This window comes from Pseudomonas sp. TE3786, assembly GCF_054057335.1.
Genome location: NZ_JBSRZF010000019.1, coordinates 1 through 17,596, shown reverse-complemented (window position 1 = coordinate 17,596; position 17,596 = coordinate 1). Strand labels below are relative to the sequence as shown.

The window sequence follows — 17,596 nt, the reverse complement described above, 5'->3', positions numbered from 1 at the left end:
CGCGGGCGCTAGCGCATTAATCATAAGCGCAAGAGCCTGCGCTCCACTCTCCGTCCCGTCCCAAGCCTGCCCCAGCGCGTCCCGAATTGCCGGGTTTTGCGTAAGCGAAGTAATGTCATGTGTTATGCCAATATTGGCATAATTTAGAGCACGCTCTACCTCAGGCGTCAGGCTCTTAATGTGGCCATTCAAGAACTTTGAAAGCGTGTATTGAGGAACGCCAGATCTCCTGGAGTACTCATTATCTGAGACCCCTAGCCTGGTTATATGGTTTCGTAGCTGGCGTCGAGCGGCCAGTACTTCCATGGATGGTTTATTTGCGATTCTTGGCATAGGTATGTACGATAACAACTCGAAGCTTTGCCAACAAGCTCTCAATCACTGGGAGGTGTAGAGAGATGAAACCCTTAGGTACGCTGAAGCGATATCGGACCACCTACAGTTCGCAGACCAGACTGGGGCAAATTATGACCCCACAGCCTCTGGCTGATGCGGTCGTACGCCTGCTTGGCGCAAAAGGTGGACGCTGGCTAGAACTCGGATCTGGTTCCGGGCGTTTAGCTGAAGCGGTTTATCGTGGCGCAGCTCCTGAGAGCTATGTTGGCGTTGAGATCGAAGAAGCGATGATCGAGCGGAGCCCGCATCTCCCCGATTTCACTTATCTCAACCATGATGTGTTGGCTGCAGATTCTCTAGCAGAAAGGCTGCAGCCCAAACAATTTGATCATGTGATTGGAAATCCGCCCTACGGCATCCAGGGCTTAACTCCAGCAGCAAAAGAACGCCTTCACGCGCTTTGTCCTGAGCTTGAGACTCAAGGCAGCTGGGCGCCTATTGATCTATATTTTGTGCTTGAGTCCATTTCCAAGTTGAAATCCAACGGTACGGCTGCGTTCATCGTAGGTGCAGATATCCCACGAGGCCCCCAAAGCAAGCTTTTCCGAAAGATGCTTATGGACTCAGCTTCTCAGGTGCAGTGCTACGAACTACCTACCTCCTCCTTCGGCCGCACAACTGAAGTTCAAGCCTACGTGCTGATAGTGAAGTACGGACGAACACGCGCTCGTCACGTGACACTGGGTCGTCTTAACGAACAGTTCGAACCGGAGACTCTTCGTGCAATCGATCCCCTCCAGGCGATCGAAAGCATGGATCTTCGCAGCATTGAGTTCGCTGAGATGGACGCTGCATTAAGGCGCGCCAGCAACGGAACAACGTTGCAAGATTTAGGCGTCACGGTCATCAGAGGTAGCCGAACGAGCTCGCAGTTTTTGAACTTAGGTGTTCACCATTTCCACACCTCTCATTTCCCCAAGGTAGGGACGGAGATATCTCTACAAAACGTCGCAGAATCCAGCTTCCAGCTAGCGACGATCGGAGACATGCTTTTGCCTCGGGTAGGCACTCGCTGCTTAGGGCACAAGGCGATTGTAGTCGCCGGACAAAGCCCCTTTACCGAGTCGGTATTTCGCGTGAGGGCTCCTGCGAAGCATCAAGACCGCGTGGCTCGCTTTATTACGAGCATCGAATGTGCGAATTGGCGGCGCGCGGCGGCAAGTGGAGCATGCGCAAAACATCTGACTGTTTCCAAATTGCTTCACATGCCAGTACCAGCCTAATAATCCGCCGATTTAGTCGCATCGAAAGCGCCTCAACAGTTTGGGCCCGGCGATTCGACAACTGTGATTTTGCTGGGAAACCGCCATCAACCCCGACAAGCTTGGCCGCTCCTCTTGGTCCAGAGCAGAGAAGGATGAATCACTCCTCGGGGCTATTCTTTACGGCATATTGCTCACGGGCGCCGTCATCGAAAGCACTATCTACTCATGGCTGCGTAATTAGTCTTAGGGCGTAGTTCGCATGTAGATGCGAGATGATCGATGCGTGGGGCACTACATGACACATTGCTTACTGCTGGGAAATGGCATCAATCGTGTTGCGCTACAAAAACCTTGGACTGAGATTCTTGAAGAACTTGCAATACAGTTCGACGCAGCTGATCTGATCCCTCAGATCAAATCTAAACCGCTATCGATGTTCATTGAAGAGTTGTCAGCTCGCTCTGCTCAGCGCTTTAGACATGCTGAGATGGCCGTAAAGATTGAGTTTGCGAAGCTGCTAGAGCAGATCAATCCGATAGACGCTCATGAGCGCGTGTGTAGTCCATTTAAAGTCATCATGACTACAAACTATGATTTTACCGCTGAGGAAGCCTTCGTAGGCCCAATGCACCATCCCGCATTCTTAGCGCGAGAGTCGCGGTATAGCTTATTTCGTCGTCATCAGGCCGGCGACAAGGACATCTGGCACGTACACGGCGACATCTCAAATCCAGGCTCTATGTTGCTTGGCTTTGATCACTACGCGGGTAACCTTCAAAGAATTCGCAACTACGTGACAGGCACTATCGAACTAGCTGGTGGGTCTCGACGAGTCTCTTCGCCAGTAAAAGCAGGCAATCACGCTTTTCTCGAGACCCACTCTGTCTATTCTTGGATTGACTATTTCCTGCGTGACCATATCCACATTGTCGGACTGGGCATGGATTTCACGGAAATCGATTTATGGTGGCTACTGCTGCATAAGCGACGCAGGGATCGACAATCAGGAAAGGTGTTTTTCTATGAAACGGTGATCGGTGCATCGCAGCCCGAATCCCCGGTAGCGTCCTTAATGCGCTCTCTTGGCGTCGAGGTAGTGTCCGTGTCAGCGGATGATTATCGAAATGGATATCTGAAAACTGCTGATCTCATCGAAGAGCGTATTCATCAGTACCCGCAGCATTTTCCAAAACCACAGTCTCTGGAACAGCCAATTGCTCAGCCAGACCATCTGATCCCGCGAAAGATTATGAAAGATGCTAAATCAAGACAGCCCAGTCTTCGGCTACCAAAGCAGCACTGACGGATGAACGTAGATCGTCACATGGGTACGGTCTTGATCTCAGCTGACAAAACTCTGGTTACCTTGACTGAATCTGAGTCGATCACCATGTCAAATTGAGGCGTCAACATGTGATGAGGAGCGCTCCCGGGGACGCTTTGATCAAACAGCACAAAATTGACTCCACCTACATTCTGGACAGAACCGAACATCACACCATCTAGGGCTACCTGGTCGTTGTGTCGAATGTATTCGGCCAATGCCTGAGTCATCAGATAATCCGTGTCCTGGGCGCTAACGGGGCGCGCTATCTCCTCGTGAAGGTAAGCGAGAAATTGCCTGCGCTCAGTACGTTTCTCATAATCGGGATCGAAGAGACTCACGGGAACCACAGAGCCGTAGCGACTAAGCGCTGTAAAGTCGAAGAATGTCAGCGCTCTTGTAGAGCGAAACTCTCCCACAACCACAGTCTGTCCAATTGACGGGCGAACCTCAGCCACGCAGGTAACGGCGTCTGCGGAGGTGTACATCAACGAGATACCTGCAGGGCTCATGCGATTATTGGCCGCAAACTCTGGCGGGGGCGCACCTAGCTCGCGAGCAGGATGTTCCTGGAACAATTCAACTTGTCTCGGACCTTTGGCTATCCGAGCACGATGAAAAACGGTTCCAACAGGCAGCGTCCGTATTGCTGCCAGAGCACCGGGATTATTCGGATCAGATACGTTCAAGGCCTCGGTGAATAGATCTCTCATGAAGGATCGAGCGCTGTCGTTAAAAAATCGCCGTCCGTGGGCCAGATGGTGAGAGACCTCGTACCATTCACGAACCAACCACTCGCGAAGGTCTTCTTCCGAGTCGAAAGGGCTAGACGCTAATAAATAAGCCTGGAAGGGGGAGTAGAAGCAGCAGTCCTCTTCATCGTCCTGCTCATCGTCGCAGTCATCATCAACCAGATGGAGAGCTACCTGCTCGCACGCGGCCTTATCAGTACAGCCTATTTCCTTGCCGATAATCTCGGCCAACGACAGCTCGTATCCACGATAAAGGCCAATATCGATCTCGTATCGCTTAGGCAGATACTCTCGGATTAGTGCAGCTAGCTGCTCAAGCGAAAGGCCCAGCTGGGTGGTTTCACTACATACGATGCAGACACCCGAGCTGAGACAGTGCCGCCTGAGTACGTAGTCCGTAATGCATCGATTGCAAATGATGCGATTCGAGAACGCACCTTCTAACTCGAGTTGATTGGCGACCAAACTCATCTAATTTTATTGTGACGCGTCAGCGGCGGTCACCAGGAGCTTCCAAGTGTTAGCCCCCTTGGATTTGCTGCAGTTAGAGCACGGAGGCAGCTTTGTGCATTCACGATTCATAACATCCTCAAATCCGCAACTTTGACATTTGTAAATGCCGGGGCCTTCGGGTTTTTCACCGATGCGACGGATCGTTTGATATTTCGCTGGTTGGTTGCTAACAAGCACAACTTTTGTATCGGTATAAAACGCCATTTCTATAACTCCCAGGTTGAGCGAACTCACTAACAGCCATGCAAAACAGTTTTCATCGATAACGAAATAATTCAGTTCATGTCGACTTCGTACCAGTGAACGCAGTGGACACCGACAGAACGCCCTTTCTTGCGTAAAGGATGATCGAACACAACGCGAAGTTGCTTATGCTTTGCGCAATACAGAGCGGCTCCAATTGCCATCGGCTTCGTTCCAAACGGCGCTACCGCAAGGCGATTACAGTTAGCGCCGCGTAATCCATCATGCGCATCCCTCAGTGCTTCGTACGCGGATTTGGGATTGTTAGCACCGCAGAACTTCACGCTTGGTGCATGCACTTCTACGAGCCGGCTGTTGGCCATGAACGCTTCAAGATCCCAAGTAGCCTGAAATGGGGGAATGCCGAAAACGATGGTCACCCTTCTGTAGAACTGTCCGTCGTCTTCGCCGAGCACGCTTGTCAGTCGCCCGCCTTCGAACCCAAGAAAGGAAACCAGATGAACCTTGTCCTTGGCGCTCAACATGCAGGCGAAAGGAGGGATTTGGTGCCGGCCAAACCCGCCGCTTAGATCGAAAGCCGCCCCGTAGACGGCGGCGTTTTCTTGCGCGCGTCGCACATACTCCTCAGGCTCAACGTAGATAAAGCCAATCCGAGGTTTCCTTTGAAGAAACTGATATGCGTAGAGGATGAGCGCAATCTCAGCGAAATCTAACGTAGTTGCGTCAATCACAATCGATGTTGCCTGGAACTCAAGCGACAAATCTTGTAGTTCGTGCTCATTAGCTTTGTAGGCCTTGCCACCTACGTGCAAAACGAAAGCGACTGGGTCATAACGCACTTGCACAGTGCGTCGCGCAATCTGCTGTGAGCGCCTAACTGAATGAGCGCTACGATCGTCCAAATCGCTCGCCCCCACGAAGGCTAAATCCATCCCAGGAAGTGCTTCAGGGCCATGTTCATCAATCAGATCTTGTCTTATAAAGCGCACGATGACCTCAGAACAGGGAGTCCGTTTTTTTCGCGGTAGCGTCGTCAGTTTGCGAGTCAGCTAATTGCTTAACCAAAGTTTCAAACTGGGCGTCTGACTGCGTAAGAATGACGTCAAGCTCGCTTGCCTTAAGAGTGATTTTTCGACGTTTCCTGTAGCTGATCTTGAAGTGAGGTGCGTAGATCGTATTCAGGATCAGTTCGTACTGAGAGGCGTCGTAGGGATTCTTATTCTTTGTGTCTTTAGCTTCCCAAAGCACGGACCAAATCTTCGCTTCTCGTAAAATAATCTGAGCAGCAGGAGATAGATGTGCGCCGTCTACCCGATCAATTGAGAAATGGTTTATTTCGGGCTCACTCTGACTTCGCCGCCTATTGAATGCTTCAAAAAGCGCACCCAACCGTCGAGCGAAATCAAGCAATCGATCACCCTTGGCTCCTAGCTGAAGGATGTCTTCAAACATCGCGTCAGAGACCTGAACGGCTGCTTGAGCTTGAAGATCTTCATCGACCCGCAGATCACCCGAAATCTCATCAGCAGACTGGCGCTGATAGGCAAGTAGCAGCGTGGTATGACAAAGCTCTTGAAAGAACCTCAAATTAGGAGCTGCAATTTTACAAAACCGCGAAAAACCCGAGTACAAGATGTTCCTTCGCTTCGGTAGACCGGCGTATAGATGGAACAAGCAGCCGTACAGGTTGTTATCTACCCAACCTCCGGTTTTGTAGAAGATGTCGGTGTTCGATCTTCCCTTATCCTGTACCTGCCTAAAAAGATTTAGAACATCGTTTCCTGACTGATTTCTTCGGTGCAGGATCGCGCCCAAAACGACGCTCGCTTCTGGTATTTCATCACTGATAAGTGAATCCGGATCGACCTTGCCTGCGAGACCTTGGAACTCCAAGCCCTTCTCAATCATTTCCAAAATGCGACGCCGCAGGGGCTTATCTTGAATCGCCAGGCGAGCAATTTCGGGCGCGCGTAGCTCGGGCAGCATCTTCTTTACGCACGCGATTACGTCTTGACGATACCCAGGAGAGGTCCGATAAGGCAGATGGACGACGTCGTGCAAAAGCTCTGGCCTGAAAGCAGGACAGTTCACCGGACCTTCCGCCTGGTGTAGGCGAAACAGGAAGAGTTCGGCAGCCAACAACTCAAAGTCGCTATCGATAACCAGCAAATTTTCGAGATCGATAGTTCGGATGTCATGCAACTCGACAACACGCTCTTCGCTGCTGGTTTTAAAGTCGGTGATCGCCTCCCTCTTGTGCGCAATGTGCACAGCCATTCGGGGGCTGGGGTGCTTGATCGCGTCGCAAACAATCTCTCGGTGCCGATCAAGTAGGTTCTCAAATTCATCGACAAAAATTCGAAAAGCCAGCCCCTTCAGGCGCGGCGAATGCGTGGCCAAATCATCCGCAAGCGCAGCGAGGATCGACGTAAATTGAACGAAAATAGGAAGATCGATAGAACTTGGGTTGCGCACCCAGAGGTCCAGCTCTGCGAGGCGCTGTTCAACAAGATCCTCCAGGGCGTCCACTGTAGGCTCAGGAAGCTGGAGTAGCGTGACCAGTTTTGTGCCCAGAGGCGCACCGCGCAGATTTAGCGGCCCGTTGGCTAGGTTTTGCGCGGCGTCAATGTGGCGTATGGCCTGACAGACTTCAGCAACTAGGTTAAGCGTCAGGTAGTGAGAAAAAGCGAAGCCTGCCTTCTGAGCATCCAGCCACTCAGGAGTCATCAAAGAACAGAACCCTGTGTCGGGTCGAAAGTAGAGCCCAAAGTGAGAGAACTCTTCATCACTTATCTGGGATCTGTGCGAACTGAAGGTCGTTCCGTGGCAGAAGTAGCGCAGAAACATCGTTTTGCCACAACCGCGTCCTCCCAGCACTCGGATCGATTTCTTGTCTTCGAAAATGCTGATGCGCTGGAAAAAAGTCGGGACGATGAACTCTTGCGATACGTCTGGCGGCAAGTTGTCAGCGCGAGTATTTAGAAAAAAATCGGCGATTGCTGGCATCGGACGTTATCTCTTGAGAAGTTGCGCCCAGTTGTCCGAGCTAGCCCAGAGAACCGAAATAGTGTTGTTAGGTGTCGCTCGCTCAAAACCCAAGACTAGCTCTAGACCATGCTGGGTAGATTTCGGAATACCGCGGCGCACGGCGAGATCATCAAAGAAGGATTTGGCGTCGGCAACGGTGTTCTCTTGGTCTATTGCCCACAGTGCGGGGTCGTGCGCGGACGGACTGAAGAACTTATGTCGATCGTTCAAAACCTCGATAGGAAGCACCGTTAACCAAGGGCAGTCTCTTTTCAGGCGATCTACACCTTTGTGAAACGCAACTAGAGGGCAATAGATCAACCGCCACTTTTTCGACTTCTCGGCCAAATCATGCAGCTTGGCGAACTTTCCAAACTGCTCACCGGTACCAAGCATGTCATCCACAAACACAATGCAACGGACATGTTCGGATAACTGATCCATGAGATCAGGGCGACAAGTAATTTTCTTGTTAATTTTTGCGTGCTGTTTGTAACTACGGATCATGAGTACCCCGCTCTTACCCGTGTCGGTCTGTTTACTGCCATCGACGCCGACAAAACGAATTGGGTAATCGTCAGGAGGCGTCTGTAACGCTTCCAAGAAGCTTTCGATGTCTGCAGGTTGGGCTTGAGCGGAGAAAATATTCTGCTTACGTAGACTTGTAAGCAGCATGCATTGGAGGACCTGGTCAATCGAGCTCTCAATCATGCTTTGAGAGCGAAAGGTCAGCCGACTCAGTACGCACGCAGCGAAGTAACGTTCTACTTCATCTTGAAAATTTGCGAGCCAGCGATCAAGGGCTACTTCTTCGATGCCCGTGATGACTCGATTTTTCAGAAGTAGGCGAAACCGTTTCTCGACATCGTCGAAAAGGGATTCGTTACTCTCGGGTACGTGGAAGGCCATGTGCGTCCTTTGCAGCAGCGTGAATGATCGCGCTGTTCCTCCATGAAATTGCCTTGAGTCTTGCACACGATTTTAAGGGCACGCAACTATCTTAAGGTCGTAGCTTAGGGGCCTCCTCATCCGCTGCTTCAGCTTCATCAGGACGTGGTTTGCCCATCCTGAATTGGCGTTTCCCAGGAAGATTAATCCTGCTTTATGTCCGCCAGGTCGCAAAAGGCACCAGAGGTGCCAGTGGAGCGACGCGGGTTTTAGGTAATTTATTTCAGTACGAAGCGAGGAAAAGCTTTCATCAAAAGATCAGTTGCTGCGGGAGCCCGCAGGCAAAGAATCGCTCCCGACGGCATAGATAACCGTCAGGGTGACTCCAAAGCTTTAGCTTTGAGCGACTCACTTCAGCGATCTTTTTCTTCTAGCGAGAATGGAGAGGATGACTGGGGTGGTGTCGCCCCCGGCAAAATTAGGATTCGCGGCCTGACCGTATCGAAAGTCGCTGCCTTCTCTTGACCAGGGAAGGCTTTCTATCTCAATGACCTCAAATCCAATTTTATCGAATACGTGCTGGTCATAGTCTTCCTTCGTGAGACTGAAGAGCTCTGCTTCAGAGATACCCACTACCTGGCTACTGCGATTCGCTAGGTGAATGTAATTCACCGATGGCACGCAGACGGACGAAGACACGATGATGTCTTCAACCTTTTCGCGATAGAGCTTTGCTTTCTCCGTGTCTATCGGCTGCTCCTCGGTATGTTTATTCAGGACTACGCGAACCGTCCGGAGAATACATATGAACGCCCAGCAGCAGCGCCTGGATGGTTTTCTTCACCTGGACGCCTTGCGATTGCACCTCTTGAGGGAGGCGCGACAAGGTGTCTTGTACTCGGTTACGCGTCAGCATCAGACCGACTTTAACGTCCGAGCCGGTTTTGAAAATGATGGTGATCGTCAGCTGTCCGTTACCCGTGGACTGGCTGGTGATGTACTCCATATTTTCAACGCCGTTGATAGCCTGCTCCAACGGAGTAGCAACGGTTTTAGCGATAGTTTCAGCGGACGCACCTGGGTACGAGGCGGTAACGATCACTGTTGGTGGGACGATATTTGGGTATTGCGCTACCGGTAACCCGGTCAATGGTGCCAACCCAAAAAGCATCACAAATATGTTGAGCACCCCCGCGAAGCGTGGGTGCTCAATAAAGAAGTGAGTAAGTTTCATCGTAGTTATTCCCTAGCTAACGAAGTCTTAACCGCGGTCAGGTGCGAATTTGAGCGACTGCAATGTTGGGTTCACCTTGGCACCAGGAGATGCCTTAGGAATGCCCTCAACGATCACCTTGTCCGATGGCTCCAGACCCGCCCGAATTACTCGCAGGCCACCACGCACATCACCGATCTGCACGACTTTGGAGGACACGGTGTTATCCGCTCCAACGACCAGAACCATGTGCTCAGAGAGATCAGGAAGAACGGATGCATCAGGGACGAGAAGCGCCGGAGTTGCGGCCGAGTAATCCATGCGGACACGAGCGAAACCGCCCGGGGTCAGCATCAGGTCAGCGTTAGGAACGGTGGCGCGCGCATGGATAGTGCCGCTCTTGCGATCCAGCGAGTTGTCGATGAAATCGAGCGTGCCTTGGCGTTTGTATTCTTTTTCGTCAGCAAGAGAGATATCGATCTTCTCGCCGATGGAGCTCTGAGGGTTAGAGCGGCCACGCATAGGCCAGGTAGTCGGCTTCGCTCATGTCGAAGTCCAGATATACCGGATCCAGCGAAACCAAAGTGGTCAGAAGAGTGGTTGGGCTGCTAGCGGCACGACTACCACCTACCAGGTTGCCAACAGAAACGAGATGAGTGCCGATGCGTCCGGTGGGGGCAGCGAGCCAGTGGCAATATTTTGGGAGTTAGCGAGTTTCGCGCTATGAAGATCAAGCTCTACGATCCGTCTCCAAGCTTGGTAGCTTCGATGGGGGAAACTCGCTAAAGCGCGCACACCTGGAGCGCAATCAGCTTCGTGTGAAGCGCTTGGACGGCCCAGACTGCTCCCGGCCAAATCGCTTGGACAGACAGAAACGCCACGAAACTAAAAAAAGAACGCAGAAGAAATTCATGCGTCATCTTGATGCACGACACCTTTTTGTTAGTGCCTTCCATATTGTAGTTAACGCTAAGTAACAGCCGCGTTGCCAGGTTATGGAGCAGGCCTCCCTTCTCGTTGTTTTCAAGAACATCAACGGGATCCAGCTGAGAAAACCCGGACACCCTGAGGGTATTGAAAGCCCACAGACCGGCTCTCAACAGATAACTCAGAGCTACTGCGAAAACCAACAGCGACACCCCAGAGAAAAGCTTGTCATCCGCCTTCCATAGTCCAGGGAGAACTGACGCCAATACGGGGATCAAAGCAGTAATTGCTGCCAGGTAGATTCCTGCTTTGTTATCGGCTCCTCGTCGCCTCTCGAGCTCGGCGTCAAACAGCCGGCGAGCCTCCTCAACCGCAACCTCGGCATGGGAGCCCCACGTCGAGGCTTTGATCCTTTCGCTGCGTACCTGCTTACGTCGATCCTGATCAAGCAGCTGATCTGTGGTAAGGGGCTCTAACCGTGGCCAAAGCGACTCAGGCAAGATTCTAAACACGAGCAATCTCCTCTAGTTCGTCCACGATCGCGCTTGAGATAGGGAAGCCAGTCATATTTTCAATCCATGCCCATTGGCCATTTGGATTAATTTCCAAAAACCACAGCTTGTCTTCACGGTCACAGATGAGATCGATCGCGCCGTAACGTAGCCCCAGCTCACGGAGGAGGTTGAGACACTGCTGTTCCACCAATTTTGGAAGCTGGATCTGTTCGTGCTTAAGATCAGGTCGACTTCCTTGCCGCCAATCCACTTCAGTTTCCTGATGCTCCTGCGACCAAATCGCCGTCGCAAACACCTTCACTCCCACGACAGTTACTCGGATGTCGTATTTCTTGATGACTTCGGTCTGCACAATAAAAGGAGCCATAGAGATGGCCGCAGCATCCTCGTCGAGAATACGTTCGAGGCGAGTGGTGAAGATGACTCGCTCTTGGCCCCCGGAGAGTAGAGCCTGCCGAAGAGGCTTACCGATCGCGGGCCCTGCCTGAACCACGCTGCGCGCGGCGCCAATATCATTGGTAATCTGAGCAAACGGGACATTGAAACCCAGTTGATGGGCAAGCATGAGCTGACGAGGCTTATCTTCGGACAGGAAAATTGCAGTGGGCGAGTTAAGCCAGGTGCCGTCCAGGCGCGCGTACAGGCTCTTAAGAAGACTCCCCCATTCGGCATCTACGTAAGCTCGTTCACCCAAATCTTTCGGCGGATTTACAGCGACAGGCGCTCCGGGTCTGCGGAAATACGACGCTCGGACCTGATCTCCGCGAATGGTCTTTCCATCTAACGTGATAGACCAGGCAGTACGCGGATAGCCATCCATCACACAAATCGCTTGAGGAAGCAGCTCGGTATTAAGCCGGAAGAATGGCCGATTTCTACGCTTGAGCTCTGCGACCACAAAATCAGTTGTGATGTCGCGGCAATTGGTAACTAGCAATAACATAAAGGGCGTCCTAGCCTCGGGACTTAATCGATATGGGGCCGAGACTCACAAAAAGCTTTCATCATCGCCTTCTTGGTTGATGGCAGTCTTGGTCATCAACTCTAAAAGCGAACTCTTTATGAAATTGTCGTCCCCTTCCTGAACCTGGTTAGATTTGGTCAGCAACTGCAGTGCCTGGCTTGTCGCGAAATGGCTCTCGTCGTCACCTTCGAGTTGCTGTTCGGTTTTGGTCATCAGTTGGAGCGCATAAGGACTGTCGTCATCCTCTTCTTGTTGGACTTTTGTTTTCGTAGCCAGCTGGGCCAACACGCCTTCGTCAATAATTGGCTTAATTCCGTGGTCAGTCTCCAACACCCACATATCAAGCTCTTTCGAGTAGTGGCCAGGCATTTCGCTGCCTTCGGTGCGCGGCTGCGCGACTTGGGCTAGGAACGGAGAATCTGGCGCGTGTAGGCTTTTTTCCATGGATCCCATTCGTAACTCCTCCTGAAGATGCTCTGGTCTGACAATCAATCATCGACATCATTGTGCCATCACCTAAGGCGCTTCTCCATACCGAAAAGCGCCTTCGGCTTTAACCTAGGAGAATTCACCGCTTAAAATGACCGTATATGTGTAATAGATTCCGACGCAAAACATAGCTAGAAGCAGGCATCCGATAGCAATAGCCCAACGCCCCATTTCATTACGCGGCACTACACAATCTACTGAAAATATCTCGAAAAGAGCAAAACATGCCCATATCAAAGCAATGCTAAGCGGGATCGTTGCAATTTGAATGGTCATGGCACTCGGTCCCTCCGACACCAGCATCGCGGTCAAAAGCCCAATAATATTTGCGCCAGTTGTAAGACAAATAGCTCGCGCCGCCGAATATGGAGAGCAGAGCATTTTCATCACTTTCCCCTCCGGCTTTGGGTTAAAAATAAAAACGCAACCTAAATTGAGCATCGATAAAACCAGCATTAGCAGTAGACTAGCGAGTGCCACGCCCTCCTCAAACGCTTTTACAAAAAATGCGTTCAGCAGTTCGCTTTCCAGGTTATTTATTAGAAGCCCAATTATAAACGCCCAGGCGATGAAAAATGGCGCAGAAAAAGTTTCTAAATAGAGTGCTCGCCTTCGCGCAACAAGACGTGAACTAATAGATACCTCTTCTTTGTCAATTACGACGCACTTGGTTTCTTTTCTTTGATCGAACATAGTTGAATTACTCTTTACGCCACGGCAGAAATTGAAGGGCTTTCAAATAAGCTATCAACAATTAATTCATATGAAAAGCACCCACACCTTGTAGTTTCGGTTATACAAGCCGCTTTTACGGTTGACCGTTTGCACTTATCTACATATACATTTTTCACTTTCCCTTATTTTGCTGGTATTAACGTAAGGGAATTAACCGTGAAAACTTTTTTGTAAATTTTTGTACACTTCTAAAGTTTGAGTTTTAGATCATCTTCGGCGGATCTACTGAGCCTTAGAGGCTTCCATGCGTATTGCGCAGTTGAAACTGATTATTCGGCCACAGGCCGCTCGCCTCTTTTTTACCCTTGGCCATAGTGCGACCTCCTCTACGAGCGACAGTGTCGCTACGTTAAGCACTCGTAAGCGCTTCTAGCAGGTCAGCGCCTGCAGCGAGAACCAAAGGCATAGAAGCCCACCGTAGTGGGCCTGCTTCGGACGCCTCTAGAGAGAGACGAATAACCCAATTCGGACTATTTAAGACTGTTCGCCATGCGCGTTAGGTGTGAAACCTCATGCAACCTCCAACCCCGCCGCAACGGCATCAAGCAGAGATGCTCTTACAGCGCGCCATTGATCCGAGATCGCGTCATAGCCCGCAACTGGCAGACTCTGATTAGCGCTGAAACCCCGGAGAAGCTCGAGTGTTTTTACTCGCGCCTCCGGACTCAGTTTTCCGGCGGCAGCCAGATAGCGGGCAAAACTCCCACTGATGCTGGGATCAACGCTTGCATCGAGTTTTTTACTCATCAACTCCACTAGGTGTGGGTCTCGCTGCAGTCGAAGCTCAATTGCCTGATTCGAGATTTGCTGCGCGTCGAATTCCGTACACCGCTCTCGAGTCAGCATGACCTCAACAGCCTCACAAAAGTCGACGCTGTCTGCGCGGTGCGCTGCTACTTGGATCGCTAATGCCCAGTCAGCGAACCTATTAGGCACGCCGATTTCTTTCACCAGATCAAGTTCTTCGGCTTCAGGATCATAAATCGCAAGCGGGATTGCGGTAGCAGTGTTCGCTGCAGCTCTAAATCGCTTGATGAGCTGCGTCCGCACCGTTTCATTATTGGGAAAGTGCTCTCGCAAGATCAGTCCGATTTCGGCCCTAATCATCGCTTGGTCATTCCCGCGGTTCTTTAAATCAAGCGCATCCCAACAACGCTCGAGCAATAGCGCGCTGCGCGGGAGCTCACCCGCAAGCGCCCGCAGTGCTTGCGGAGTGCAGGGCATCTCTCCTCGCTCTGCTACTGCAAGGAACGCCGCTCTCGCGGCGGGCGAAGCTCCAGGGACAGCGGAAAGTATTTCGGTAAGTCGATTGCCCTCGCCGTGAGGCGTAAACCGCTCCGATAAATCAGCTCCGAAGGTCGCCTCAAACTCAGCATATCGCTCGCAAATCAGTCGCTCGACAGAAGTTATGCCATCAAGATAGTTGCCTGAAGTCTCCAACAACATGGGTTTCCCATTACTCTCCAGCGCCACCAAATCCTCGATTGCACCTATCGTCACTAGACCTGCGAGAGCAGCTGCGCGGGTAGACTTGAAGTCCATACCAACTGCGATCATTTGAGTTAGAAGAGCCGCTCGCGCGGCACCGTAATCCTCGCGTGAAAGAGCTCGATGATGCGCAATAGTCATGCGGACTCTTAGTTCCGGATCTGTCTCGAGCATGGCATTGGCCAATACACGCTCCAGTGCCGTTCCGGCAGCACCTGTCGCAGCGACTTCCACAATTTGCGCTCGCAGATCGACCGAGAGTGGTAATGCAACAGCGAAAAGTATCGGCGCGAATTCAGAGTCGTTTGAGTATCCGCGGATAATCGCCTGGAGAGGCCCATCCACCTCTCCAACTCGCTTTCGCGCATAAGCTCTGGCACGCGGGTGAGCGCCAAAAGTTCTGAACAACACGCTTGAGGGATCAGTCACATTTCGGGTGATATCGGGAAATGCGAGAATTGCAGCTACGGCTTCATCGTCGTTAGCGTCGCAACCGCATTTCTCAAATCCCAGAGCGATCAAATCACGTCGTACATCTCTGTTCTTGGACATGCGAAGCAAGCGCTCACGCGCTACCACCTTGTCATCCAGAATTTGGGGAAGCATAGATGCGAGGACATATAGATCTTCATCGCTAGCGTTCGTGAGCGCGTCGATGGTTGGCTTGACATCAGGATGATCACGCCCCCAACCAACAAGCAGCGAATGCAGCGCCCAATACCGATTGAAGCTGCTTTTTTCCCCGTTCAACTCCTCGATCAGTGCGTTAGCAACCATTGGGTCCGCAACCTGCGCCACATAGCCGGGAAGCCTATACATGCTGATGAGTCGATTTTTGGGCTCGGACCAGTAAGCATTTGCAGCCGCGCGAATCTGAGGATCAGCGATTGAGAAGCGGCCAACCTGCTCCCACACGCCGTAATCTCCCATCACGCTAAAGGGATGATCCTGACTAAGCTCGGCGAGAATCCACTCTTTAACTTCTTCGCTACAAGTTCGCAGCGAAGAAAGGTAGGCAATCGCACTATCCATTTCCCAATGCGAACTGACGTCGCCAGATACGCGTCGTAGAGCGCCTCTCGTAAGAGTTTCATCGTTAGGCCAATATTGCCTCAGCATTGCTGCTGCTAAATCTCGATGTGAAAAAGAAACATCAGACCATAAACTTTGGCCTCGCAAGACAGATTCCCGCATCTCATCGGTATGCTCTCCTATCTGAGCAAGCCCAAGTATTCCGACTACTTTCAAATCGCCGCTATGTGATCTCCACGCTTCCCAAAATAGCGGTGCCACTTCGGGTTCTGTTGACCAACTGAGCGCTAGACTCTCGAGCATTGCCGCAGCAGCGGCTAAATCGCGCGTGCGGGCTATTCCATCTAACAGTCGACGGCATGCCTCCACATCATTCGCGAAGACCTTGGCATAGGCCGCCGCGGCGGCGCGCTGTACACCGCGACCATCATCACTCATTGCCTGAAACAGAGTTTCCTGGAGCTGCGGCGACGGTTGCCACGACTCGAACGCACGAATAATCGGTTCGCGATAAGAAAAGCGTGCTGGCAACCACCTCTCAAGCTTTTGTTCAATTTCTGCACTGAACGCAGGGTCAGGAAGCCCTTTTAGAACCGACGCCAATGCCTCTCGCCGCGCGGGAATCCAATCCTCGGTTTCGACCCTGCGCATAGTCGCAATAGCCAGTCGCTTGACCGTCGCGGTCGCTCGCATCGACGTGCCGTATGCAATATCACCGAGTAGAAATTGCCGATTGAAACTCGCTAAATCGTCAGAATCAGGGGCTTCGATAATGGCAACCAAACGATCGAACTCATCTTTGCGCTGTATGCGGCCGAGAAGATTAGTAATTACGTTACGCCAGCGTCCTTCACCGGAGTGGGCTTCTACGAAGGCCTCAATCTCGCTTAGCGGCCATCCTCCGATGTGCTCAGCACAGAGAAACTCCTCAAAGCTCGCGTGAATAAATCCAATTTCACCAGGCGCTTTTTCAATGATTAGCCCCTGAGTTTCGGCATTTACAAAGAGGATTTCTTTGGCTGAAGACAGGGCTTCATTGTCGGGAAGATCGAAACCTTCTGAAGAAGCGAGATAGGCGCGTAGAATTTCCTGGGCAGTGGCCTGCAACATACCGGCACCACCAAGTTGCATGCGCACGGAGAACGCCAATCTGGCTAACGCTGCGCGCCTTTGATCAGGATCAGTCGCATAGCGAAAGCGCGGCTCAGTATCGCCCGACGCTGTTGCACGACTCTCAGGATGGACCTCGAGCAACACACGTACCAGTTGGTCGTAAATGTCACCCCGGGTACGCGGAAGAATTTGGCCACGCAGTGCTAGTGTCACAAGGCCGATTAGCAGCAAAGGAACTACAGCAAGTGCGCCTAAATTGGCATCACGGGCTAGTTCAGCCATAAAGCGACCAGTACGAAGGCTTGCATCTGAGCCAACGACGTCGACCGACGTTGTCGGGGCATAGCGCGCAAACCAGCGCCCGGCTATGTTGGTTTGTTGCTCACGTGACAAGGGCGCTACAGTTCCTCGCTTCCAATCGGCGGGAAGCGCACCAATGCGATTCAAACCGCGAGGGCGACCGGAGACAATTACTGGAACATCATGCGCCTGAACGGTAGCAACCAGGGTGGCTAGGGTCGTACGAGCAGCCTGTTCGTTGCTCCACTCATCAAGTCCGTCGATCAGTAGTAGAACCCGGCGCTCATCAATGGCTCGATTGAGCAGCTCAGCAATCGATGCGCCATTCAGCATATGATCTAGAGAGCGTCGCACTATCTCCTTAAGGCCGATCTGACTGCCGTCGCGCGCAACCTGTGACACCCAACTGGCGAAGGTGTCCAGTCCTGAAATAGGTTTACACCCTTTCAGGTCATGCCCCGCACCTCAGAGCGCCCGATGCACCGCATCGGGCGTTTTGTATTTCAGGGCT

General features: G+C 51.8%; 12 protein-coding genes and 1 pseudogene. 2 read left to right on the top strand and 11 right to left on the bottom strand.

Annotated features, from left to right (window positions below; all coding sequences use genetic code 11):
* Window positions 1–398 precede the first annotated feature (398 nt).
* Window positions 399–1,619 carry an N-6 DNA methylase gene (locus tag ACVW0Y_RS18910; RefSeq protein ID WP_457440412.1) on the top strand — a complete coding sequence of 407 codons (1,221 nt, stop codon included), beginning with the start codon at window positions 399–401 and terminating at the stop codon, window positions 1,617–1,619.
* Window positions 1,620–1,884: 265 nt separating this feature from the next.
* Entirely contained in the window at window positions 1,885–2,904 is a 1,020-nt protein-coding gene (locus ACVW0Y_RS18905; protein WP_457440410.1) for an SIR2 family protein, read from the top strand.
* A 17-nt stretch (window positions 2,905–2,921) separates the two neighbouring features.
* On the opposite strand, the gene ACVW0Y_RS18900 is transcribed toward ACVW0Y_RS18905, so the two are convergent.
* The 11 genes and pseudogenes from ACVW0Y_RS18900 to ACVW0Y_RS18850 all read right to left on the bottom strand — a co-directional run.
* Window positions 2,922–4,148: an RES family NAD+ phosphorylase gene (locus ACVW0Y_RS18900; protein WP_457440408.1), complete on the bottom strand. Its 1,227-nt coding sequence runs from the start codon at window positions 4,146–4,148 to the stop codon at window positions 2,922–2,924.
* A 317-nt stretch (window positions 4,149–4,465) separates the two neighbouring features.
* Window positions 4,466–5,326, bottom strand: a complete 861-nt coding sequence (locus ACVW0Y_RS18895) for a hypothetical protein (protein ID WP_457440406.1) — start codon at window positions 5,324–5,326, stop codon at window positions 4,466–4,468.
* Window positions 5,327–5,390: 64 nt separating this feature from the next.
* Window positions 5,391–7,400 carry an ORC-CDC6 family AAA ATPase gene (locus ACVW0Y_RS18890; RefSeq protein ID WP_457440404.1) on the bottom strand — a complete coding sequence of 670 codons (2,010 nt, stop codon included), beginning with the start codon at window positions 7,398–7,400 and terminating at the stop codon, window positions 5,391–5,393.
* Between the two features lie 6 nt (window positions 7,401–7,406).
* Window positions 7,407–8,330 carry a phosphoribosyltransferase-like protein gene (locus tag ACVW0Y_RS18885; protein WP_457440402.1) on the bottom strand — a complete coding sequence of 308 codons (924 nt, stop codon included), beginning with the start codon at window positions 8,328–8,330 and terminating at the stop codon, window positions 7,407–7,409.
* 748 nt (window positions 8,331–9,078) lie between these two features.
* Window positions 9,079–9,543, bottom strand: coding sequence for an efflux RND transporter permease subunit (locus ACVW0Y_RS18880; protein ID WP_457440400.1), 465 nt, complete (start codon window positions 9,541–9,543; stop codon window positions 9,079–9,081).
* 27 nt (window positions 9,544–9,570) lie between these two features.
* Window positions 9,571–10,044, bottom strand: a complete 474-nt coding sequence (locus tag ACVW0Y_RS18875; protein ID WP_457440398.1) for an efflux RND transporter periplasmic adaptor subunit — start codon at window positions 10,042–10,044, stop codon at window positions 9,571–9,573.
* Window positions 10,045–10,304: 260 nt separating this feature from the next.
* Window positions 10,305–10,961 (bottom strand): hypothetical protein, encoded by a 657-nt coding sequence (locus ACVW0Y_RS18870; RefSeq protein WP_457440396.1) that lies wholly within the window; start codon window positions 10,959–10,961, stop codon window positions 10,305–10,307.
* Entirely contained in the window at window positions 10,954–11,907 is a 954-nt protein-coding gene (locus ACVW0Y_RS18865; protein WP_457440394.1) for a hypothetical protein, read from the bottom strand. Before ACVW0Y_RS18865 ends, ACVW0Y_RS18870 begins: the two co-directional genes overlap by 8 nt.
* A gap of 45 nt (window positions 11,908–11,952) precedes the next feature.
* Window positions 11,953–12,372, bottom strand: a complete 420-nt coding sequence (locus ACVW0Y_RS18860) for a hypothetical protein (protein WP_457440392.1) — start codon at window positions 12,370–12,372, stop codon at window positions 11,953–11,955.
* 114 nt (window positions 12,373–12,486) lie between these two features.
* Window positions 12,487–13,110 carry a hypothetical protein gene (locus tag ACVW0Y_RS18855; RefSeq protein ID WP_457440390.1) on the bottom strand — a complete coding sequence of 208 codons (624 nt, stop codon included), beginning with the start codon at window positions 13,108–13,110 and terminating at the stop codon, window positions 12,487–12,489.
* Between the two features lie 4,035 nt (window positions 13,111–17,145).
* A pseudogene (locus ACVW0Y_RS18850) lies at window positions 17,146–17,487 on the bottom strand (NACHT domain-containing protein); the annotation flags it as partial.
* Between the last annotated feature and the right edge of the window lie 109 nt (window positions 17,488–17,596).